Origin of the sequence: Bacillus cereus group sp. BfR-BA-01382, from assembly GCF_022663475.1 — a bacterium.
Lineage (GTDB): Bacteria > Bacillota > Bacilli > Bacillales > Bacillaceae_G > Bacillus_A > Bacillus_A thuringiensis_S.
The window spans coordinates 20,326-41,301 of sequence record NZ_JAKUFQ010000046.1 but is presented as its reverse complement, the minus strand read 5'-3'; the positions used below and the strand labels follow the sequence as shown (position 1 = coordinate 41,301).

Below are 20,976 nucleotides of genomic sequence, written 5' to 3'. Positions count from 1 at the left end.
GTTCGTTAAGAAGGCGTAAGACAATAAAAAGAGGGGGCGAATAGCCTCCTCTTTTTATTATGTCACTTTTTGTCGGTAAATCGATATTTCGTGCAAAATCGTTGATATATTGTAAGTTATGATAGATATATTTGAAAAATCGTTGATATAATTTCACTCACCGAGAACAGGGCATCATTTACTGAGCGAAAGTTACGATTCACTTCGCATCATAGTCAACCTCTTTCAACTGACATCGCTTATTAAAGAACGTTTTATATCCAAGCTGTAAAAAGATAATGACAGCGAAAGCGGTACTTCCTGAAATACCGAGTATGATAGCGATTTGATATTGAATGGCTGTGAATGGTGATACACCGGATAATATTTGACCAGTCATCATGCCTGGTAAGCTTATAATTCCCATTCCGACCATAGAATTAATTGTTGGTAAAATAGCAGAATCAAAAGCGTCTCGAATGAGCGGAGCAGCTGCTTCTTTCGGTGTTGCGCCGAGCATAAGTGCACCTTCAATTTGACCTCTTTGCGATTTCATATTGTTTAAGAACGTATTTGCGCCGAGAGAAACACCAGTCATGGCATTACCGACTAACATTCCCGTAATAGGGACGATATATTGCGGAGCATACCAAGGGTCATGACCGATAATAACAAAGATAAATAGTAGAAGTGGCCCAATTGATCCAGCGACCATGGAAAGGGCGGCTACTCGTTTTAATTCTTTAGACATTAGGATATTAACTCGTTTATAAATATTAAAAATTGCAAAGGTAGTAATAGAAGTAATGAGAGCAATTGTATAAAATGGATTACTGTTTTCAAATACGTATGTAAGGACATATGCAACAAGTACGAGCTGAATCGTCATACGGAATGTTGCGAGCGCGATTTGTTTTTCACGAGGTATTCCTTTTAATTTTACAAGTCCAATTAAGATAAGGATAAAAATATAGGCAGCCGCCAGTTGCCAAATTTGGAGTTCAATAACGCCCTTCAATAGAGAGCACTTCCTTTCTAGTTGCACCGTTTGTTTTACTAATTTCAATAATGTCGTCTGCAATTTCTTTTGGAAGTTGTTGCGAGTGTGTGATGAAGATAACTGTTTTTTTCTTTTTTCGTGCTAGTTCAGTAAATTGTTTCATAACGCGGCGTTCTGTATCATTGTCTAGTGCTGAAGTGGGTTCATCTAATAAATAGACAGGCGGATCCATAAGTACAATACGAGCAAAGGCAAGTCTTTGTTTTTCACCGCCGGATAATGAGGAGGCGCTATCTTCTAATTGCTTGTCTAAGCTAACGGTTTGTAATGCACTCCGCAGGGCATCATCATTTGGAAATGGTTTTTCAGAAAGACGAAGTCCCGTTAATAGGTTTTCTTTAACGGTTCCATCAAAAATAGGTGGAGTTTGCCCAAGCATAACTACGTCACGACGTAATTGAATAGGCGGATAATCAGAAATTAACTTTCCGTTATATTCAATTGTACCGGATGTTGGAGATTGTAAATCGTTTAACATGCGAAGCAATGTGCTTTTTCCACTTCCACTTTCACCGATAATGCAAGTGATTTTTTCATTTTGAATCTGTAAATAAGGAATGTGTAGGATATCTTTATATATAACGTCTTTTAATATAAACATAAATCGCTCCTTTCTGATTCTATTTATATCGTATCAAAAAAGGGAGGATAAGGGTTATAAAGAGCAACGTTTTTTCTTCATCTTGAGTTTTATTAATAAGTTAAGTAAACGATCTAATTCTTGGCTGAAAGAAATCACTTTATTATGAGTTAATCCGTATCGTTCACCGAGATAGATTAACTCTTTCTTTTTCGCTTCTATTCGATTGTTTAGTTTCGATAAGTTCATAAGTTGAATGTAATGCCTCCTACAAAAGTATTTATCACATAAAAAATAAGACCGAATGAATTCGGTCTTAAAGGAAATAATAAGACAACTTACAAATAGCATACACTGTTTATCAATAGTTTTTAATATAAAAATGAAAAATAAATCATTATACATATTGAGAAAGATGTGTCTGATAATTTTTAAAAACTGATGCAAAGAGGCTGTCTACATAGTAGACAGCCTGTAAGATATTAACCCTTATGATATTTGTACATCCAAAGTAGACCGGATTTTAATAATCTTGGTACACGTCCCATTAATGGTTGGTTTGCAAGTAAACCGAAGCCATGCTTCTTACCAAGAGAGCCGAGAACACCTTTTAATTTGATTATAGGTAGTTCGTCAGGAAGTGGTTCATTGTTCCAACGTTTTAATAATATTTGGACAATTTGCTCTCCTTGACCTTCAGCAAGTTGGGCAGATGGAGCGTGTGGAAGTGCTGCGCAATCTCCTACAACATACACGTGCTCGTTATTTGGAATATTATGATATTTAGTTAAGACAACCCGTCCGCTACCATCTTGTTCAACTGGAAGGTTTCGAACAACTTCATTTGCTTGAATACCAGCTGTCCAGACGATTGCATCACATTCAAGTGGTTCATCGTGGTTATACACAATATTTGGTTCCACTTTTGTAATGTTAGAGTTTCTTATAATAGTAACTTTATGTTTTACGAACCATTCTTCTACGTATCTACTTAATTTCTCTGGATACGGGAATAAAATTCTATCTTTTCGATCAAATAAATAGATTTTTAAATCAGAACGGCTTTCGCGAAGTTCACTGGCAACTTCCACACCACTTAAGCCAGCGCCAACGACAGCTACTGTTGCATTTGGTTCTAGACTATTTAATTGTTCATATGTCTTACGTGTTTGTTCAATCGATTGTAGGCTATGTGTATATTCTTTCGCCCCAGGAACGTTATGATATTTATCCTCACAGCCAAGACCGATAATTAAATCATCATATTGGATCGCTTCGCCGCCATCGAGATGAACAGCTTTTTCTTCGAGATCAATATTTGTTATTGTGCCGTATTGAATATTGAGGCGTGGGTGCTCGGGAAACGGTATACGAATATGTGTTTCTGAAATAGTACCCGCAACTAATGCATAATATTCAGTTTTGAAGCAATGATATGGTACTTTGTCGATTAATGTCACTTGTACATCATCTGGAAGTTGGTTGCTTGGAAGTAGCCTTTGTAGAATTCTCATTCCACCGTAGCCGCCACCTAGTATTACGAGGTGTTTCATGATGGATTACCCCTTTTCTGTTGAAATATCCCCTAATCATAAAATTTTATATTAATAAAATATTTTGACTTTACTCAATCAAATTATATCGAATTTGTGAACAAATAACAATGCATGAATGAATACTCTGTTGTACAATAAGAAGAAAAGTAAAGTAAACTGTTTTGCCTTTTTAGTTACTATTTTATTGCAAGTAGCATGTTATATAAAATAAAACCATCTACTTTGAAGTGAAATAGTGAAGTAACTAAATAGTTTAGGATGTATAACGAAAACAACAAGAGACAGCTTAGTTTTCTTCTTATAGATGAAGTCAGAAGGTAATTTGTTTTGTAGTACAGGGGGGAGAATTTTGATTAAACCATTAATTGAATTTTGTGTAGGTAACCTTGCAAGTGGTTCACAAGCAGCTTTAGAGAAATTAGAAAAAGATCCGAATTTAGATGTAATGGAGTATGGTTGTTTAGGATATTGTGGCATTTGTTTTGAAGGACCGTTTGCACTTGTAAATGGTGAAGTTGTACAAGGTGCTACAGTAGAAGAACTGGTCAATAATGTATATGATTATTTGGATGAAAATCCAATGTTTTAAGGTGTTGCAATCAGCAGCACCTTTTTCATTAGATAAAATGTTATTTCGTAGGGTAGTTTAATACTATAGATAAATAAAAAAAGGCCCTTTTTAGAAGGGCTTTTTTCTTACACAATGTGTGTAAGAGTGGCTCATCGCCAAACGTTGTCAAATATGAGAAACGGGGGACATTCATATTGTGTTCTAAAAGCATGCATTCTATACTTAAAATAACAAATTATTTTTGGAGTGAATATAAATGAGCCAATTTTCTTTTACAAAAATGCATGGTCTTGGCAATAGTTATATATATGTAAATATGTTTGAAGAACAAATTCCTGAAGAAGATTTAGTTCTTGTGGCGGAAAAGGTTTCAAATATTAATACTGGTATTGGAGCAGATGGGATGATTTTAATTTGTCCATCTGACGTAGCTCCGGTGAAAATGCGCATGTTTAATAATGATGGTTCAGAAGGAAAGAGTTGTGGTAACGGTTTACGATGCGTAGCGAAATATGCGTATGAGCATAAACTAGTAGAAGAAACAGTTTTCACAATTGAAACGTTAGCTGGTATTGTAACAGCGGAAGTAACGGTAGAAGAAGGGAAAGTTACATTAGCGAAAATCGATATGGGAGCACCGCGTTTAACACGTGCAGAAATACCGATGCTTGGTGAAGGTGAAACACCATTTATTCGTGAAAACTTCTTATACAATAATCATCGCTATGCATTTACAGCTGTTTCAATGGGGAATCCGCATGCGGTTATTTTTGTTGATGATGTAGAGCAAGCACCTCTTACAACACTTGGTCCAGTCCTGGAGACACATGAAATGTTCCCAGAGCGAGTAAATGTTGAATTCATCGAGATTTTGAATGATGCAGAGATGAATTTCCGCGTTTGGGAACGTGGATCTGGTGTAACGCAAGCTTGCGGAACAGGAGCGTGCGCTGCAGTTGTCGCTGCTATTTTAAATGGAAAGATGGAACGTGGTAAGGAAATTACAGTCCATTTAGCTGGCGGCGATTTAATGATTGCTTGGACTGAAGAAGGAAACGTGTTGATGAAAGGGCCTGCGGAAGTAATTTGCCGCGGAGTGTATGAGTACAAGATAGAAGCGTAAAGATGTATAATAGAATGAGAACAGAAAGGATGGTGTATTTCATGATTGAAGTAACAGAACAAGCAGCTTTTCAAATTAAAGATATGTTAAAAGATGCTGAAGATGGAGAGAAGTACGTGCGCCTTGCTGTACACGGCGGCGGATGTACTGGCCTTTCTTACGGCTTAGGATTTGAAGTAGAACCAAAAGAAGACGACACAGTTCTTGAGTTTTTCGGTGTTGAATTTGTTATCGATACAGAAAGTGCTCCAATTGTTAAAGGAGTAAAAATTGATTATAAACAATCGATGCTTGGCGGCGGATTCACAATCGACAATCCAAACGCAATCGCATCATGCGGATGCGGATCATCTTTCCGTACAGCGACGAATGCTGGTAAGCCAGAAGAGTGCTAAGTTTTTAGCCGAAATAGAAAAAGACCTTTTTAGCGATGAAATAAAATCGTTAAGGAGGTCTTTTCTTTTGCCGTAAAAGCCCGATTACCAAGGCTAATCAATATTTCACTTTATTTTTGCATAGATGCAAGTATCAGTTAGTTGTTTGCCGTCAGCTGAAAAATCTTCATTACGTAATATCCCTTCAAGTTCAAAGCCTAGTTTTTCAGGGAGTGCACGACTTTTCGTGTTATTACATTCACATCGTATTTCAATCCTTCTAAATTTGAATAACTGAAATCCAAGGTTTGTTAACGCACTTACTGTTTCTGTCATATATCCACTGCCACTAAATTGCGTGTTAATCCAATATCCAATTTCGCATTTAGAAACCTTCCAATTAATTCGATGAAGGCTAGCCGTTCCAACAAAATCATTCGTCTCCTTATGGTAGATAAGATAGCGAAAGCTTTCTCTTTTCAAAAAATCTATATGTGCATTTCTCAGAAGAATTTCCGTTTCTTCAACAGTAGGAATGGACTGAAATAAAGACAACCATTGCTTTAATTCATTAATGGAATCTTTAATAGCTTGTTGTACTATATCCCCTTCACCTGCTTGAAGTGGTGCTCGAAGAATGAGTCTGTCTGTTTCTATTTGTAACGGAACATCTAATAAAATAGGATTCATATTATTTCTCCTCTCGAAACCTTTAAATTACGACAGAATGAAACTTATATCATAAAAAAACTTTCACCCAAAAGAAATAATTCTTGAGGACGAGAGTCGCAATTTATAATAAATGAATTGAAAAATACTTTATCTCACTAATAGAAAATCACGTCACAGCATCACTATTAGTTATTATAGAACTGTGTGAAGTACAGGAATATAGTAAAGCTTATCTTCCCATAAAGGAACCTCTCAAAAACGAGTAAACAATAAATATATATTCAATTCATCATTTAGAAATCCCTTTTCACATATTGAAAACTAAACTATCAGTTGGTACAGCAGCATTAGGTTGTTAAACTAATGCATATGTTAATTGAATAAGGAATTATTATTTTTTAAACTGCTTTAAATTGAACGCATAATTCAAGATTGATTATCTATACACAATCGCATCATGCAGATTTGGATCATCTTTCCGTACAGCGACGAATGCTGGTAAGCCAGAAGAGTGCTAAGTTTTTAGCCAAAATAGGAAAGACCTTTTTAGCGATAGAATAAAATCGTTAGGAAGGTCTTTTATTTTGGCGTTAAAACAGAAAATGCATGTAAAGTTACTTTAGAATTTAATTTAAATGTTATTATATATGGGATATATGATTAATCGAGTTTCATATTGTTCGTTTTAAGATAAGATTATGCAACAGAAATGTAAATGAATAGGAGAAATATACTATTTATTAGTTATATTTAATGTTAATATTTGTAACGAAGATGATTGGTGACCATGTTTGGATTAGCTGTAGCTGCATCGGTTATGACTAATAGGTAGATTTATTCCATAAAAGCCCGATTGGTGAGGGCTGATTAAAGTTTCACTTTATATAAAAAAGGTGCATGAGGGAGAAGGCTATAGCAAATTGTATAGAACTGAATAGTTCCGTATTAATTAAAATACGTTGATTACTAAATATTAAAAAATACCGGGGGGATTAGAGTGAAGTCATTTAAGAGAGTACTTATAGTAGGGATGGCGTTGACTACAGTATCGATTTTGGGAGCTTGTTCTAGCGATACAGACGTATTAACAAAAGTAGGAGTAAAGCAACCAGCGAAGGCGGAAGGTGACGTACTAAAAGAACAGAAGAAAACACCTATGACTACGAGTAAACGTGAAAGTATTAAAAATGAGGACGCTCCATCATCACAGAAGCGTTACATTTCTCATGATGAATCTAAAAAGATTGAGGAAGGTATGATGTATACGGATATTCTTAATACGATTGACTACGGTGGTGAGAACATAAAACATTATAATAACAATGAAAAACGCGTATTTTATACTGAAAAAGATACGGATGGTACATATGAAATTATGGTTGAATTAAATACATATGGTTACGTTGTGAATATTGAACGTACTGCTATAAAGGATACAGAGAAAGATACAGAGAAAGATACAGAGAAAGATACAGAGAAAGGTAAAGAGAATCGGGTATCTACGAAACGTATTGAAGAGCCTGTAAAGGAATATGAAGAAAAAAACGATCGTGTACCGTGGTATAAAGATGTAAATAACAATTCGGCAGCAGTAAGTTACAATCACTATTTGAAAATCAAAAAAGGTATGCCTGCGAATCAGGTAAAAGCTGCAATTGGACAGCCACATGTGATTGAGAAATATAAATCTTATTCAGTATATGACTATACTGGTTATGGTGGAGAAGGATCATTACGTGTAATCTTTGAACCGAATGGAACTGTTACGGATGTAGTGGAAGACGGTTTACCACGATAATAAATTAGTTACGGGAAGAGTTGTAGTAAAGTTTTCGTTGATTTTATAAAGTTTTTGGGAGCATACCCGAATATAGATGGAAAGTGTTTTTATTAGCCATGTTAACTATAGTATCAGTATTTACCGAAGTTTCTTCCAAATTCAATAGCGTTATTGTGGATGTTGTTGTCGTATTATTCTTGTTGGTATATATCGCAGTAGGACAGCGGTTGTAACTGAACGTAAGAGGACGCGTAGTAGCAGCTTCCTTTTGAAAGAAGGAGGAAAATATGATGGAGGATATTCTTGAATTCATAGGGAGATACGTAATTAAACCTATTATTAGTTTAGTGAGATATCTTGTAATAGAGATTATAATTGAGGGCATAATAGAAGGCGTAATAAACGGTATAAGGAAATTACGTGATAAGTGGCGAAATTGGCGTGAAAGACGTTATTGGCGGTAGTGTAGGTGATGAGTGTGCGAAACAAAAACGTTATACAGAAGTTATGAAGAAGTTTAATGAAATAATAGAAAACGACTTGCATTTAGAATCTGTACTCGTTCCAATTGGTGATGGAATGACGATTTCTAAAGTGAAGAAATAATTATTATCTTACAAAAGTGTAATGTTCATGTCATGTTTTTGAATTTCTTCTTTAAGCTCTGCGCTTTAAGATAAGAATATAAGAAAAACATATGAGGTGAAGGAAATGAAAAGATACATTGCACTATTTAGTATTTTAGTTGTATTTGCAAGTCTGTTAGTTGGTTGTGATATTAATCGTTTAGGAAAAGATGAGTATTATCTTCAAATTAAAGCTGATGGAATTGAAAAAAATGAGAAGTTTGATAACGGAGAGCCACATAAATATTTCGAGTATAAATTAAAAGGATTCGATAAAGGTGGAGAAGAAAAAGAATTGGAATTCACAGCACAAAAAAACCTTCGTAAAGAAGCATTCCTACGCGTATACAACTCAGATAAAAAAGGTGTAACAGCTTGGGAAGAAGTGAAGAAAGACGAGCTTCCAGCGAAAGTGAAAGAAAAATTAGGCGTGAAATAAGACAGATAGAAAAGGAATTGACGAACAGGGTCAATTCCTTTTTTTGCTTTCAAATTCTTCTTCTGAAAAGACTTTAAATCCGTATCTTTTAAATAAAGCAGTAGTTACCCCGTAACCAGTTTGCTTATTACCGTTAAATTCTCCAGTATAAATCGTAGAACTACCACAAGATGGACTACGTTCCTTTAAAATAATATATTCTGGTTGTAAATTTTTAATTTGTTCTAATGCTTTATAAGCGCCATTTACGAAAGCTTCTGTGACATCTTCACCATCTTTTGTCATCACTTTCGCTTTTCCGTCCAAAACGTCGTCGCCATTCCCGCCAATAATTTCAGCGGAAGGACGAGGCGTTGGTAGTCCCCCTAATACTTCAGGACAAATGAGGACGGTATCTTCTTTTTGCAGAAGCTCCTCTATTTTTGAAACGAGATTGTCATTTCCGTCATATCGACAAGCGATACCACCTAAACAAGCGCTAATTACGATCATATTTTCATCTCCATTAAAAAAATATTAAATTCCACGCCAAATTCTCTTCCTGCCTCTTACTTATAAATGAGGTGATATAAATGGGAAGCTTATATAATTTAATGAAACCATATAGTGAATTTCGAAGTAAAGAAGAGTTTAATACATATCAAAAACAAGTTTTGAAGTGCTACCGATTTCAATTGAATAAAACTGATTCTATCATTATTCATTTTTTAGGAAAGTATGCGGTGAATGAGAAACAAAAAACAGTAGGAGTCGCCTGTCCGTTAATGGAGACGATTGCGAAGAATGTTGGAAAGAGTATTCGTACAGTACGCCGTTCAATTGCAAAGTTAGAGGGACTAGGAATTATAAAGCGTGTTGCAACAAAAGAAAGACATAAGCGCGGCGGGTATAGTGCGAATTTATATATTTTTCTTATATCTGCAATTGACCGCATGGATGACCGTATGAAAATGTCCGCTTGTAAAAGTGAGGATTATGCAGCTGGCTGTAGCGGAAAGGAACAAAAAAACGAGAGGGAAACAATTCTTTCTAAAAACATTCCACAAATAAAAGAGAAAAGAAAAATAACGTACGAGCTTGATGAGACGTATTGCCGTCATGATATACCGAAGCCTTTTATATACGCACTTCTGCCGATGACGAGTAATCCGAAGAAGATTAATATATTTTGGAGTAAGGTAGAACTTGCATATAAAAAGAGCGGATTGCTAGAGCAAGGTGTTTTACTAGAGCAAATATTAGCTGATGAAGAAGTGTATGGAAATTTCATTTGGCGAGTGAAGAGTGTCGTGAGAGCTTATAAATACGGGGAAATCCGTAAAAATGTGAAGGCACTTTTATATAGTACAGTGCGAGATTTATTTTTAGAGGTTGGATTAGAATGGGGAGCAGCACTGAGAAGAAGTAAGGGGATAGCGTTATTTGATCCATTTAAAAAGGAGCCATGCGTATAATACATGACTCCAAGTAGCTAGTCGAACTTTCTTACAACTGGAACACGAATCGCTACAAATAGTACGAAGACGATAACAGCAATTGCACCGCTTTTCATAACGGTTACGATTGGAATTCCCAGTGCAAGTGCGATTGATGTGAATGCATAAGAGAGCGGGATAAAGCCCATTGATGATAGCATAAGTAAGCTCATTACGCGTCCCATCATTTCCTCTTTTACTGTCGATTGAATCATCGCCATAAGCGGAACGATAGCCATTGCAATTGTAATACCATAAAACATGCCGGCTAATAGTGCTTGCCAAAGTACGGTGCTAAAGTTGATGGCTAAGAAGAATACACCAGACAATAGCATCATGATAATACAAAAAAGACCGCGCCTACGATTAATATTTCTTAAACCGACAATGACAGCACCGATTGCCATTCCGCCGCCTACAGATGCTTCTAAGTAACTAAACTGGAGTGAATCACCATGCAGCACGTTTTTAACAAAAAGCGGGAAACCAACTTGCATCGGGCCGATCAAAAATAAGTTTAAAAAGGCGCTACAAATAAGGAAAGTTGAAAGGAATGGTGATTCCTTTACATATAAGATTCCTTCTTTAATGGAAGTGAACATACCTTTATCCGTATCTTTTAGTTCTGGCATCGTAAATTGTATTTTTTGAACGAGTATGGCCGCGACAATCAGTAATAAAATTGTAATAGAAAATATTGTCTCGTAGTTTGTGAATTTGATAAGAATTCCGCCAAGTACAGGGCCTAAGATGACCGATGCTTGGTTCGTCATTTGTGTAAGTGAATTCGCTTGTGTTAACCGGCTTTTTTCTACCAATTCCGGTAAGATAGATCCATCTGCTGACCAGAAGAAAGCATCGGCAAGTCCAAAGAATAAAGCGAATAAAGCAAATGTATATAGTGTTACATCACCAACGATAAACCATGTGAGAATGGTTGCAACAAGAATCGCTCGAATAATATTGGAGTAAAACATAATGTTTTTTTTCGGGAATTTATCAGCTACAGCGCCGCCGATAATCATAAAAATAAGCCTTGGAACACTAAGAGCTACGAAAACAACACCGAGTGAAGCTTCAAGGTTTAATGTTTTTGCTATGTACCACGTTTGTGAAAAAGTAAAAAAGGCTAAAGCAAAGCTTGAAAAAAGAGTAGCTGCCCAAAGAAAAAGGAAATTCGTATTTTTTAATAACGGTTTTCCGCTTCCTTCTAAAGCAGTTTTATTTTGTTGTAGTTCCTCCATATTGCTTCCTTTCTATGTGACAAATTTAAACTAAAAAAACAGTAAACGCCCGATTGGTGAGGGCTAATACTCAATGAGAGATGTCCCTCGCTGATTATAGTTTCACTTTATACAGTTTCTAATATTTCTATACTGCACTTTCTCATTGTAGACAATAATAATGAATTTGCACAGTGGCTATTTAACGACAAAAAAGAAGATACCAAATGGTATCTTCTTTTTTGTCGTTCAGGCTAATGCAATATAAATATCCAATTGTACGTTGGTTGGATCTGTTGCTTTTTCATCATAAAGCTCAAAGTCTGTTGTAAAAGCACGTTTATTTTCTTTCGACCATTTCCAAATATATTCCCAAGCTTCGCAAACGACTTCAGCAACTGGTCCCTTTCTCGTTGTAAATACCGCATACGTAGCGGCGGGTATTGTTAAAGTTGTCATATTTTCAGGAACTTCTTTTAGTGAAGAAACGGGCATACCGATTGTAAATGTATATGTACCAGTTTCATCTGATTCGTAGTTGGAGTAGAAAGCGAGTGTTTCTTTCGTTTGTTGATTTGGGATGTGATGCATCATTTGTTCTTGAAAGTATCGGTTCCAGAGCTCGGGAATTTTTCCTTCAGTAGATGCTTCTTTTTCATTAGTCGTCGTAACCGAAACGCCGATTGCTTGGAAAGCTTCTTTTTTTACGATAATAGGTTCTTTCATCTTTAAAATATCCCCCTTATTAAATAGAACGTTTGTTCTGTTTTATTGTAACATATTTTGGAAGGATACGGTAGCACAATAATAAAAAACTCCTTCGCGTAAAAGGAGTTCTTTTCATTGCTATATTAAAACATACTTGAGCTATGCATCGGTTGAAGTTTTGCATTTGGATCGAAGTAAGCTTTTGCATTGTTTACTGCTGTCGGTGCTTCGCCAAATCCACAAGCGATAAGTTTTACTTTTCCTTCATATGTACAAATGTCACCAGCAGCGTAAATGCCAGGAATATTCGTTTCCATTTTTGAATTCACAAGAATGCTATTTTTTTGTATATCTAAGCCCCAGTTTTTAATTGGACCAAGAGAAGAAACGAAGCCGTAGTTTACAATTACGTCATCAACATCGATGATAACTTTTTCTTCAGTTTTTACGTGCTGAAGAACGACTTGTTCAATTTTGTCATCACCAATGAGTTCAACTGGAACATACGGTGTACTTACTTCTGCACGAGAATTCATTAAGTTTTCGACGCTATGTTCATGTGCACGGAATTTATCACGGCGATGAACGATTGTAACTTTTTCAGCAATCGGTTCTAACATCATCGTCCAGTCTACTGCGGAGTCGCCACCGCCAAATACTACGACGCGCTTGCCAGCAAATTTATTCATATCATCAACGAAATAATGTAAGTTTTTCTTTTCGTATTTTGCTGTACCTTCTAATTCTAAGCGGCGTGGTTGGAAAGCACCATTGCCGGCAGTAATGATGACTGATTTAGAATAGTGAGTTTGTTTATTCGTAACAAGTTTAAATATACCATCAGCTTGTTTTTCAAGCGTATCAACCGCTTCTTCTAAGCAAACGGTTGGATCAAATTTCTTCATTTGCTCTTTTAAGTTATCGACTAATTCTTGTGCACGCACTTTTGGAAATCCAGCCACATCATAAATGTATTTTTCAGGGTAGAGTGCGGATAATTGTCCTCCAAGTTGAGGTAAGCTTTCAATGATTTTTACACTTGCTTGTCTCATACCGCCATAAAATGCTGTGAACAGTCCCGTTGGACCACCACCAATAATTGTTATGTCGTAAACTTTTTGATTTTCTGCCACTTTCATTCCCCCTATAGATGGAATTTTGATATTGATTTCATATATTGTTCATATGTACACGAAAATCCTGCAAATGATGACACTTTCAAATAAATGATAGCATATTTGAGTTCATAATACTTCTGAAAACGACTGAATTGTGTGTAAGTTTTCGCATAGGTTCTTTTTTATTGTATAAAATATACAGAAAGGAAAATACATGAAAAAAAGGCTGAAAAACCCTTGAAAACGCTATGTTATTTTAAAATATTGATAATTCGCCAGATGCTTGAATTCTGGAATAAAACCGACTAATATAGGGAAGTATTATGTTAAATTTCTATGACAAAATTCGTACGATTTTTTGACTGCGTTTTGTTATGATATAGAATGTGATAAATTCCACATTCTTGACAAATAGAGTTTTTAGTACTTGGTATTATTTCTCATTACTATTATATAAAGAAAAGGGTTGTGATTTGGTGAAGACTCCAAAAATCGTAGTTTTAGGTGCAGGTTATGGCGGGATGATTACGACTGTTCGTCTGCAAAAAGCATTATCTGTAAATGAAGCTGAAATTACGTTAGTAAACAACAACAGCTATCACTACCAAGCGACTTGGTTACACGAGAGCGCAGCTGGTACATTACAAGATGAAAAAATCTGTCTAGATATTCAAGACGTTATTGATACAAATAAAGTGAACTTTGTACAAGACACAGTAGTAGAAATTAAAGCTGCTGAAAAACGTATTATCTTAAAAGACGGCGAGTTAGAGTATGACTACTTAGTAATCGGTCTTGGTTTCGAATCAGAAACATTCGGAATTACAGGATTAAAAGAGCATGCATTCTCAATCGCTAACATTAATGCAACTCGTGAAATTCGTGAGCATATGGAAGCTAGTTTCGCTAAATATGCAGATGAGAAGCGCGATGAGTTAGTAACAATCGTTGTTGGTGGTGCTGGATTTACTGGTATCGAGTACGTAGGTGAGCTTGCAAACCGTGTTCCTGAACTTTGCAAACAGTACAATGTACCACGTGAAAAAGCACGTATCATTTGTGTAGAAGCGGCTCCAACAGCACTTCCAGGTTTCGATCCAGCATTAGTAGAATACGCTGTAAAACAACTTGAGAAAAAAGGCGTAGAATTCCGCATCGGTACAGCAATTAAAGAAGCAACTGAAGAAGGAATTATCGTTGCAAATGGCGATGATACGGAATTAATTAAGTCTGAAACAGTAGTTTGGGCTGCAGGTGTTCGTGGTAATGGTATTGTAGAAGAGTCTGGCTTTGAAGCAATGCGCGGACGTGTAAAAGTTGATGAGTACATGCACGCTCCAGGATACGAAGAGGTATTCATGGTTGGTGATGCCGCGTTAATTATTAACGAAGAAATTAACCGTCCATACCCACCAACAGCACAAATTGCAATTCAACAAGGTTACAACATTGCACACAACTTAACTGTATTAGTTCGTGGCAAGGGCGAAATGAAAAAATTCGCATTCGATAATAAAGGATCTGTATGTTCTTTAGGTCATGACGATGCAATGGGTGTTGTTATGGGTAAAAAGTTAACAGGTTGGAAAGCTTCCTTCATGAAGAAAGTAATCGATAACCGCTACCTGTTCTTATTAGGTGGACCTTTATTAGTTCTTAAAAAAGGTAAATTAAAGTTCTTTTAATATATAGTAGAAAAAGCAGAAACGGCTAAGCGCTGTTTCTGCTTTTTTCATATTAAAAATATAGTATAATATATAAAAAAGAAAGAATATTCTGTCCGTTATGATGGAGGAGGTTATTACATCATGGAGAAACGAGGGAAGGTATGGCTAGCTGTTAGCGGTCTAGTAGCTACAAAAGATGGCAGGTGGCTATTCGTTAAGAAGAAATACAGTGGATTAAAAGGGAAATGGTCTTTACCGGCTGGTTTTGTAAATGAAGGTGAGACAGTTGATGAAGCTGTGAAACGCGAAGTGTTAGAAGAGACAGGCATTGTCGCTCATGTGAAGGGGATCATTGGTGTTCGATCGGGTGTTATTCGTGATGAAATTAGTGATAATATGATTATTTTCCTTTTGGAGCCTGAAGGAGAAAATATTATTGTACAGGAGAAAGAATTGTCTGAAGTGGCGTTCTTACATCCAGATAAGATTGCGGACAATCCGAATACGTCTGTACTTATTAAATATTTGTTAGAAGGAAGATCAGAACTACATCTTGAAGTGGACAAAACATTAAATCCAGGAGAATCATTTGGTTATACAGCTTATCACGTATTTACGGCACGTGCGAAGGAGAGGGAAAAAGAGTGAGTATACCGGTACTACTTATTTCAATGATGTTATTCTTTATTTTGTTCTTTGGAATTGGATTTTTACTCAACATGATTTTGCGGGCTACATGGGTAATGGTTATTGTGTATCCGATTGTTTGTATGCTTATTATTAATAAAGCGAGTATGTGGGATTATTTTTCAAAGCCGAAAGAAACATTTTCTTCATTTGGGACAAGTGTATCGCACTTAGGACAAGCAGACTTATTTATTCTATCTACTGGATTAGTAGGGGCTGCTTTAGCAGGAGTCGTAATCAAGAAACTTCGGAAAAGCGGATATCAAATGTTTTAATCTCCAATTCATTTGGAGATTATTTTTTTGCATATTCCTTCATCGTATAGGGAATGATTAACGATGAAGGAGTGTGGAATATAAAAATGTTAAAACGATATTGTATTCGCATTATGATGACTTGTTTACTTGCAATTGCATTATGCGTAACATGGAATGCTTTCACAGGAGTTTCTCTATTAGAGATTGTAAAGAAATATGAGGGAACGAGTGCAAAAGAAGTACATGCAGCAGAAGTTAAGAGAAATGTTGCTCCGAGTAAAGAAGTGATAAATGCTTTAGAGCAGGCAAACGACTGGTCTAAATATCGTTCAATTGAAATGACTGCAACAGGTTATACATCGGGGATTGAGTCAACTGGTAAGAGGCCAGGGCATCCAGAGTATGGTATTACATATTCAGGTGTTAAAGTGAAAAGGGATTTATATTCCACAATTGCTGCGGACTTACGCGTATTCCCGATTGGAACGATTCTCTTCGTGCCAGGTTACGGGTATGGTGTAGTAGCTGATAAGGGCGGTGCAATAAAAGGAAACCGTCTTGATCTATATTATGATACGGTGAAAGATGTTTATAGCCAATGGGGTAAGAAAAAAGTAAATGTGTATGTAGTAAAAGTAGGAAATGGTAAGTTTACAGAAGAAGAGTTAACGATGTTAAATCAAGACGAAACGATGCAAGTGTTTCGTGGTCAATATTTAAAACAAAGATAGTCTAGTTGTAATTACGCTAGACTTTTTTTCTTGGCTTATTTCATAATAGAGGAGATTTTACACGTCATATAACTGTAGTTAGAATTGTCGCATTTTATAGAAAATAAAGTTATAATGGTGGTAGAGAAATTTAGGGGGTCTGAACATGTTTCAAGTACAAAAAGAATTAGCAGGTCATGAAGTAGTGATTGTTGCTCTATTTGAAGAAGAGAAAATGAGTAGTTTTGTACAAGAACTGGACAAAGCGTTTGAAGGACAATTACAAGTTTTACTAGAAGAGAAAGAATTATCTACGAAGAAAAAGGCCATTTCGAAAGTACATAGCTTAGGAAAAACAAATGTGAAACGTTATTACTTTGTTGGTTTAGGCAAGAAAGAGTCTTACACGACAGAAACGTTACGTGCGGCTCTTGGAAAAGCGTTTAAAACATTACAAGTAGCAAAAGTACAAGATGCAGCAATCTTACTTGATTCTTTCGTAACAGAGAAATTAGATGCGATTGATGTAGCTCATATTGCAGCAGAAGTACAAGGCCTTGGTACATATGAGTTACAAACGTATAAATCAGATAAAAAGGATCGTGTAGAGTTAGAGAAGTTCACGGCTATTACAGCGGAAGATGCACAAGAAATTGAAGCCGCATTAACAGTTGGCTACGTACATGGACGTGCAACAAACTCGGCTCGTACACTTGTAAATATGCCGCCAAACGTATTAACAGCGACAAAGCTTGCTGAGTATGCTGTTGAGTTAGCGGAGAAGTATGATATGGACTATAAAGTTCTTGAGAAAGAAGAGATGGAAGATCTTGGTATGGGTGCGTTACTTGCAGTAAACCAAGGTAGTGTAGAGCCACCAAAAATGATCGCTCTTATTTATAAAGGAAAAGAAGAGTGGACGGATGTCATTGGATTCGTTGGAAAAGGTATTACATACGATACAGGTGGTTATTCTTTAAAACCACGTGAAGGCATGGTTGGTATGAAAGGTGATATGGGCGGTGCAGCTGCTGTATTAGGTGCGATGGAAATTATCGGAGAACTGCGCCCAGAACAAAATGTGATCGCTGTTATTCCTTCAACTGATAACGTTGTAAGTGGTACGGCATTTAAGCCAGACGATGTAATCACATCTATGAGCGGAAAGACAATTGAAGTATTAAATACGGATGCAGAAGGTCGTCTAGCTTTAGCTGATGGTATTACGTATGCGAAAAAACTTGGTGCAAACTACCTTGTTGATATTGCAACATTAACAGGCGGTGTAATTGTTGCACTTGGAAACTATACGACAGGCGCAATGACCAATAATGAAGAGTTATTTGAGCAAGTGCTAGAGGCTTCTATGGAAACAGATGAGCCAATTTGGCAACTACCGATTTTTGATCGTGATAAAGAACGTGTGAGAAACAGTAAGTTTGCTGATTTAAATAACTCACCAGGCCGTGAAGGACATGCGGTTATGGCAGGTACATTCCTAGGCGAATTCGCTGAAGATACACCGTGGGTACACTTAGATATCGCTGGAACATCAGAAACAAAAGGCGCGCACGACTTAGGTCCAGCTGGAGCAACTGGTGCAATGGTACGTACACTTGCAACACTTGTGGAGCGTTTCGGAGAAGAATAAGAGTATAAGTGAAGACTGTTCCAATATTTTGGAACAGTCTTCTTTTTTATAGGTTTGTTTATCCAGCTATTTGCCGGGCAGTAAGACCCTCACCTCAAAAATTCAGCGGAAGCAAAGAAGTTAAGTGTGGATCGAGCTGCTCGTAAACTCTTGATTGGTGAGGGCTGATTAAAGTTTCACTTTATAAAGAAATCGTATACAAAATCCCATTTAAGGCAAAAGAAGTACGGCCCGTTTCTTCAGAGACAACTAATATAAGTGCATCACTCTTTTCTGATAAGCCAATTGCAGCTCTGTGCCGTGTTCCCAGCTCAGGATCAACTTCTGTACTTTTCGTTAAAGGAAGAATATTAGCAGCTGAGACAATATGATTATTTTTTACGAGAACGGCACCGTCATGAAGAGGGTTACCTGGATAAAATATTGATTCGAGTAATGGTGCAGTTAAATGAGCGTTTAATGTCGTTCCAGTTTGAATGAAAGCTTCAAGCGTCTCGTTTCGTTCCACAACGATAAGAGCACCATGTTTTCTGGCGCTTAAATGTTGGATAGCTGTTGTAATAAAAGATGAACTTTCCGTATAAGGTGATAAATATGCCTGAATATAGTATGTAGCTGCCAATGTTTGTACATTTGCCAACATATGATGAATATCTTCCATTTTGCATAAAATGCATTCATCTTCTTTATCGATTGCGTTCCTCATAATCGATAGTTCTCTTTCAGCAATTTCAATCATTTGCTTTGTTTGTATTTTGAGCTCTTCTGACAAGCCCCATTCGTGCATAATCCTCATTCCCTTTAGTGGAGTATTTAACAATAGTGTATACAAATATTCCTAGTAAAATCCTGCTAGATTTTATAAAATATTGAGATACGGCATGTTTTTTTCATATAATAAAGGTATGACGAGCGAGAGGAGAGAGAAGAATGAATTGGAAACAAGAATTTAGTCGCTGGCTTTCTTACGCACAATTAGATGCAGAATTAAAAGAACAGCTAGAAAACATGAAGCAAGATGAGAAGAAAATCGAGGATAGCTTTTATAAAAACCTAGAGTTCGGCACAGGTGGTATGCGTGGTGAACTTGGTGCTGGTACGAACCGTTTAAACGTATATACAGTTCGTAAAGCAACAAAAGGATTAGCAAGCTTTATTGAAAAATTAGGTGAGGAAGCGAAAAAACGAGGTGTTGTTGTAGCCTATGATTCTCGTCATAAATCACCTGAGTTTGCAATGGAAGTCGCTGCTACACTTGGTGCACGTGGTATCACAACATATGTGTTTGAAAGCTTACGTCCAACGCCAGTACTTTCTTTCGCAGTTCGTCATTTACATACAGTAAGTGGAATCGTTCTTACGGCAAGCCATAATCCGCCTGAATATAACGGATACAAAGTATACGGTGAAGATGGTGGACAGTTGCCGCCAAAAGAAGCGGATGAGTTAATTAGCTACGTAGATGCAATAGAAGATGAATTAACAGTTGAAGTCGCTGATGTAGAGCAATTAAAAGCTGACGGTTTATTACATATTATTGGACAAGAAGTAGATGATGCATATGCTGCAGAATTGAACAATGTCATCATTAATAAAGGAATGGTGGAAAAGGCCGGCAAAGACTTAAAAATTGTCTTTACACCATTACACGGAACATCAAATATTTCTGTACGCCGTGGTTTAGAAGAAGTTGGATTTACAGATGTAACAGTTGTAAAAGAGCAAGAGTTACCAGATCCAAACTTCTCTACAGTAAAATCACCGAACCCAGAAGAGCACGCCGCGTTTGAGTATGCAATTCGTGACGGTGAAAAGGTAGGCGCAGATGTATTAATCGCAACTGATCCTGACGCAGATCGCCTTGGTGTAGCTGTTCGTAATCATAATGGTGAGTTCCAAGTATTAACAGGAAACCAAACAGGTGCATTAATGCTTGATTACTTACTATCTCAAAAGAAAGAAAACGGAATACTTCCAGAGAACGGTGTCGTATTAAAAACAATCGTAACGTCTGAAATTGGCCGTACAATTGCAAAAGCATACGGTTTAGATACAGTTGATACGTTAACTGGATTTAAATTTATCGGTGAGAAAATTAGACAGTATGAAGAAAGCGGACAATACGAATTCCAATTCGGTTATGAGGAAAGCTATGGTTATTTAATCCGTCCATTCTGCCGTGATAAAGATGCAGTACAATCTGTCCTATTTGCATGTGAAGTAGCTGCATACTACAAATCACAAGGGAAAACGTTATATGATGGTCTATTAGAAGTATTTGAGAAGTATGGTTTCTTCCGTGAAGACCTTGTATCGTTAACGTTAAAAGGAAAAGATGGAGCGGAACAAATCCAAGAGATGATGGCGACGTTCCGTGAGAATCCTCCGAAAGAAGTAGCAGGCTTAACAGTCGTAGCAGTTGAAGATTATAAAGCAAGCATCATTACATCTTTACAAGATGGACATAAAGAAGAGATTCACTTACCGAAATCAAATGTGTTAAAATATCAATTAGAGGATGGTTCATGGTTCTGCCTACGTCCATCTGGAACTGAACCGAAGATTAAGTTCTACTTCGGTGTACAAGATAGTTCTTTACAAAATAGTGAACAAAAGTTACTTACTATTAAAGAAGACATTATGAATCGTTTATAATACAAAGTAATTTTAAGTAGTAAGGAACAAAAGGGAGCGAAATCTCCCTTTTGTTTTATGTAGGA

General features: G+C 36.6%; 23 protein-coding genes and 1 pseudogene. 14 read left to right on the top strand and 10 right to left on the bottom strand.

The annotated features are described in order from the left end of the window. Positions 1-199 precede the first annotated feature (199 nt). The 4 genes from MR160_RS18520 to MR160_RS18505 all read right to left on the bottom strand — a co-directional run bounded on the left by MR160_RS18520 (position 200) and on the right by MR160_RS18505 (position 3,172). Complete coding sequence (locus MR160_RS18520) at positions 200-997, bottom strand: ABC transporter permease (protein ID WP_242297847.1); 798 nt, start codon at positions 995-997, stop codon at positions 200-202. After that, positions 981-1,640: an ABC transporter ATP-binding protein gene (locus MR160_RS18515; RefSeq protein WP_000470267.1), complete on the bottom strand. Its 660-nt coding sequence runs from the start codon at positions 1,638-1,640 to the stop codon at positions 981-983. Before MR160_RS18515 ends, MR160_RS18520 begins: the two co-directional genes overlap by 17 nt. 54 nt (positions 1,641-1,694) lie before the next feature. Continuing rightward, positions 1,695-1,868: an aspartyl-phosphate phosphatase Spo0E family protein gene (locus tag MR160_RS18510; RefSeq protein WP_141403422.1), complete on the bottom strand. Its 174-nt coding sequence runs from the start codon at positions 1,866-1,868 to the stop codon at positions 1,695-1,697. A 233-nt stretch (positions 1,869-2,101) separates the two neighbouring features. Continuing rightward, the gene (locus MR160_RS18505) at positions 2,102-3,172 is read right to left on the bottom strand and encodes an NAD(P)/FAD-dependent oxidoreductase (RefSeq protein ID WP_000682066.1); all 1,071 of its coding nucleotides are present in this window, start codon (positions 3,170-3,172) and stop codon (positions 2,102-2,104) included. Between the two features lie 352 nt (positions 3,173-3,524). Between MR160_RS18505 and MR160_RS18500 the strand changes: the two genes are divergently transcribed. The 3 genes from MR160_RS18500 (at position 3,525) to MR160_RS18490 (ending at position 5,264) form a co-directional block, all read left to right on the top strand. Then, the gene (locus MR160_RS18500; RefSeq protein ID WP_000595025.1) at positions 3,525-3,764 is read left to right on the top strand and encodes a YuzB family protein; all 240 of its coding nucleotides are present in this window, start codon (positions 3,525-3,527) and stop codon (positions 3,762-3,764) included. Positions 3,765-4,002: 238 nt separating this feature from the next. Continuing rightward, on the top strand, positions 4,003-4,869 hold the full coding sequence (gene dapF, locus MR160_RS18495) for a diaminopimelate epimerase (RefSeq protein WP_000077409.1): 867 nt from the start codon (positions 4,003-4,005) through the stop codon (positions 4,867-4,869). Positions 4,870-4,910: 41 nt separating this feature from the next. Then, entirely contained in the window at positions 4,911-5,264 is a 354-nt protein-coding gene (locus MR160_RS18490) for a HesB/IscA family protein (RefSeq protein ID WP_000573830.1), read from the top strand. 105 nt (positions 5,265-5,369) lie between these two features. On the opposite strand, the gene MR160_RS18485 is transcribed toward MR160_RS18490, so the two are convergent. After that, positions 5,370-5,933 carry a GNAT family N-acetyltransferase gene (locus MR160_RS18485; protein WP_071712666.1) on the bottom strand — a complete coding sequence of 188 codons (564 nt, stop codon included), beginning with the start codon at positions 5,931-5,933 and terminating at the stop codon, positions 5,370-5,372. Between the two features lie 422 nt (positions 5,934-6,355). Here MR160_RS18485 and MR160_RS18480 point away from each other — a divergent pair. The 4 genes and pseudogenes from MR160_RS18480 to MR160_RS18460 all read left to right on the top strand — a co-directional run. Beyond that, a pseudogene (locus MR160_RS18480) lies at positions 6,356-6,433 on the top strand (hypothetical protein); the annotation flags it as partial. Positions 6,434-6,912: 479 nt separating this feature from the next. Further along, positions 6,913-7,713: a hypothetical protein gene (locus tag MR160_RS18475; RefSeq protein WP_086396217.1), complete on the top strand. Its 801-nt coding sequence runs from the start codon at positions 6,913-6,915 to the stop codon at positions 7,711-7,713. 402 nt (positions 7,714-8,115) lie between these two features. Next, positions 8,116-8,301 (top strand): O-methyltransferase, encoded by a 186-nt coding sequence (locus MR160_RS18465; protein ID WP_002083726.1) that lies wholly within the window; start codon positions 8,116-8,118, stop codon positions 8,299-8,301. A 105-nt stretch (positions 8,302-8,406) separates the two neighbouring features. Then, entirely contained in the window at positions 8,407-8,760 is a 354-nt protein-coding gene (locus MR160_RS18460; RefSeq protein ID WP_000833121.1) for a YxeA family protein, read from the top strand. A 30-nt stretch (positions 8,761-8,790) separates the two neighbouring features. On the opposite strand, the gene MR160_RS18455 is transcribed toward MR160_RS18460, so the two are convergent. Further along, positions 8,791-9,252 carry a 2-thiouracil desulfurase family protein gene (locus MR160_RS18455; RefSeq protein WP_000635492.1) on the bottom strand — a complete coding sequence of 154 codons (462 nt, stop codon included), beginning with the start codon at positions 9,250-9,252 and terminating at the stop codon, positions 8,791-8,793. 80 nt (positions 9,253-9,332) lie between these two features. Here MR160_RS18455 and MR160_RS18450 point away from each other — a divergent pair, with 80 nt between their 5' ends. Continuing rightward, positions 9,333-10,214, top strand: coding sequence for a helix-turn-helix domain-containing protein (locus MR160_RS18450; protein ID WP_000535257.1), 882 nt, complete (start codon positions 9,333-9,335; stop codon positions 10,212-10,214). A 17-nt stretch (positions 10,215-10,231) separates the two neighbouring features. Here MR160_RS18450 and MR160_RS18445 read toward each other — a convergent pair whose 3' ends face one another. The 3 genes from MR160_RS18445 to MR160_RS18435 all read right to left on the bottom strand — a co-directional run bounded on the left by MR160_RS18445 (position 10,232) and on the right by MR160_RS18435 (position 13,299). Continuing rightward, a complete protein-coding gene (locus MR160_RS18445; protein WP_000391930.1) occupies positions 10,232-11,479 on the bottom strand; it encodes an MFS transporter in 1,248 nt (415 codons plus the stop codon). Between the two features lie 228 nt (positions 11,480-11,707). After that, positions 11,708-12,184 carry a GyrI-like domain-containing protein gene (locus MR160_RS18440; protein WP_000662574.1) on the bottom strand — a complete coding sequence of 159 codons (477 nt, stop codon included), beginning with the start codon at positions 12,182-12,184 and terminating at the stop codon, positions 11,708-11,710. Positions 12,185-12,309: 125 nt separating this feature from the next. Beyond that, entirely contained in the window at positions 12,310-13,299 is a 990-nt protein-coding gene (locus MR160_RS18435) for an NAD(P)/FAD-dependent oxidoreductase (protein WP_000829785.1), read from the bottom strand. 461 nt (positions 13,300-13,760) lie between these two features. Between MR160_RS18435 and MR160_RS18430 the strand changes: the two genes are divergently transcribed. The 5 genes from MR160_RS18430 (at position 13,761) to pepA (ending at position 18,256) form a co-directional block, all read left to right on the top strand. Next, complete coding sequence (locus MR160_RS18430) at positions 13,761-14,969, top strand: NAD(P)/FAD-dependent oxidoreductase (RefSeq protein ID WP_000856602.1); 1,209 nt, start codon at positions 13,761-13,763, stop codon at positions 14,967-14,969. 123 nt (positions 14,970-15,092) lie between these two features. Beyond that, entirely contained in the window at positions 15,093-15,599 is a 507-nt protein-coding gene (locus tag MR160_RS18425; RefSeq protein WP_242297846.1) for an NUDIX hydrolase, read from the top strand. Beyond that, entirely contained in the window at positions 15,596-15,913 is a 318-nt protein-coding gene (locus MR160_RS18420; protein WP_000027012.1) for a YuiB family protein, read from the top strand. Before MR160_RS18425 ends, MR160_RS18420 begins: the two co-directional genes overlap by 4 nt. A gap of 86 nt (positions 15,914-15,999) precedes the next feature. Next, the gene (locus tag MR160_RS18415; protein ID WP_000920103.1) at positions 16,000-16,626 is read left to right on the top strand and encodes a 3D domain-containing protein; all 627 of its coding nucleotides are present in this window, start codon (positions 16,000-16,002) and stop codon (positions 16,624-16,626) included. A gap of 145 nt (positions 16,627-16,771) precedes the next feature. Further along, positions 16,772-18,256, top strand: a complete 1,485-nt coding sequence (pepA, locus tag MR160_RS18410) for a cytosol aminopeptidase (protein ID WP_063675934.1) — start codon at positions 16,772-16,774, stop codon at positions 18,254-18,256. 181 nt (positions 18,257-18,437) lie between these two features. Here the strand turns inward: pepA and cdaS are convergent, their stop codons facing one another. Next, positions 18,438-19,043: a sporulation-specific diadenylate cyclase CdaS gene (cdaS, locus tag MR160_RS18405; protein WP_000545255.1), complete on the bottom strand. Its 606-nt coding sequence runs from the start codon at positions 19,041-19,043 to the stop codon at positions 18,438-18,440. Positions 19,044-19,186: 143 nt separating this feature from the next. Here cdaS and MR160_RS18400 point away from each other — a divergent pair, with 143 nt between their 5' ends. Continuing rightward, entirely contained in the window at positions 19,187-20,911 is a 1,725-nt protein-coding gene (locus MR160_RS18400) for a phospho-sugar mutase (RefSeq protein ID WP_063675932.1), read from the top strand. The last annotated feature ends 65 nt before the right edge of the window (positions 20,912-20,976 follow it).

Bases quoted from the DNA above. Each gene is read 5' to 3' on its own strand.
- dapF (WP_000077409.1), top strand. From the start codon at position 4,003: ATGAGCCAATTTTCTTTTACAAAAATGCATGGTCTTGGCAATAGTTAT.
- MR160_RS18505 (WP_000682066.1), bottom strand. From the start codon at position 3,172: ATGAAACACCTCGTAATACTAGGTGGCGGCTACGGTGGAATGAGAATT.
- cdaS (WP_000545255.1), bottom strand. From the start codon at position 19,043: ATGCACGAATGGGGCTTGTCAGAAGAGCTCAAAATACAAACAAAGCAA.
- MR160_RS18510 (WP_141403422.1), bottom strand. From the start codon at position 1,868: ATGAACTTATCGAAACTAAACAATCGAATAGAAGCGAAAAAGAAAGAG.
- MR160_RS18515 (WP_000470267.1), bottom strand. From the start codon at position 1,640: ATGTTTATATTAAAAGACGTTATATATAAAGATATCCTACACATTCCT.
- MR160_RS18415 (WP_000920103.1), top strand. From the start codon at position 16,000: ATGTTAAAACGATATTGTATTCGCATTATGATGACTTGTTTACTTGCA.
- pepA (WP_063675934.1), top strand. From the start codon at position 16,772: ATGTTTCAAGTACAAAAAGAATTAGCAGGTCATGAAGTAGTGATTGTT.
- MR160_RS18455 (WP_000635492.1), bottom strand. From the start codon at position 9,252: ATGATCGTAATTAGCGCTTGTTTAGGTGGTATCGCTTGTCGATATGAC.
- MR160_RS18445 (WP_000391930.1), bottom strand. From the start codon at position 11,479: ATGGAGGAACTACAACAAAATAAAACTGCTTTAGAAGGAAGCGGAAAA.
- MR160_RS18400 (WP_063675932.1), top strand. From the start codon at position 19,187: ATGAATTGGAAACAAGAATTTAGTCGCTGGCTTTCTTACGCACAATTA.
- MR160_RS18485 (WP_071712666.1), bottom strand. From the start codon at position 5,933: ATGAATCCTATTTTATTAGATGTTCCGTTACAAATAGAAACAGACAGA.
- MR160_RS18440 (WP_000662574.1), bottom strand. From the start codon at position 12,184: ATGAAAGAACCTATTATCGTAAAAAAAGAAGCTTTCCAAGCAATCGGC.
- MR160_RS18425 (WP_242297846.1), top strand. From the start codon at position 15,093: ATGGAGAAACGAGGGAAGGTATGGCTAGCTGTTAGCGGTCTAGTAGCT.
- MR160_RS18450 (WP_000535257.1), top strand. From the start codon at position 9,333: ATGGGAAGCTTATATAATTTAATGAAACCATATAGTGAATTTCGAAGT.
- MR160_RS18490 (WP_000573830.1), top strand. From the start codon at position 4,911: ATGATTGAAGTAACAGAACAAGCAGCTTTTCAAATTAAAGATATGTTA.
- MR160_RS18460 (WP_000833121.1), top strand. From the start codon at position 8,407: ATGAAAAGATACATTGCACTATTTAGTATTTTAGTTGTATTTGCAAGT.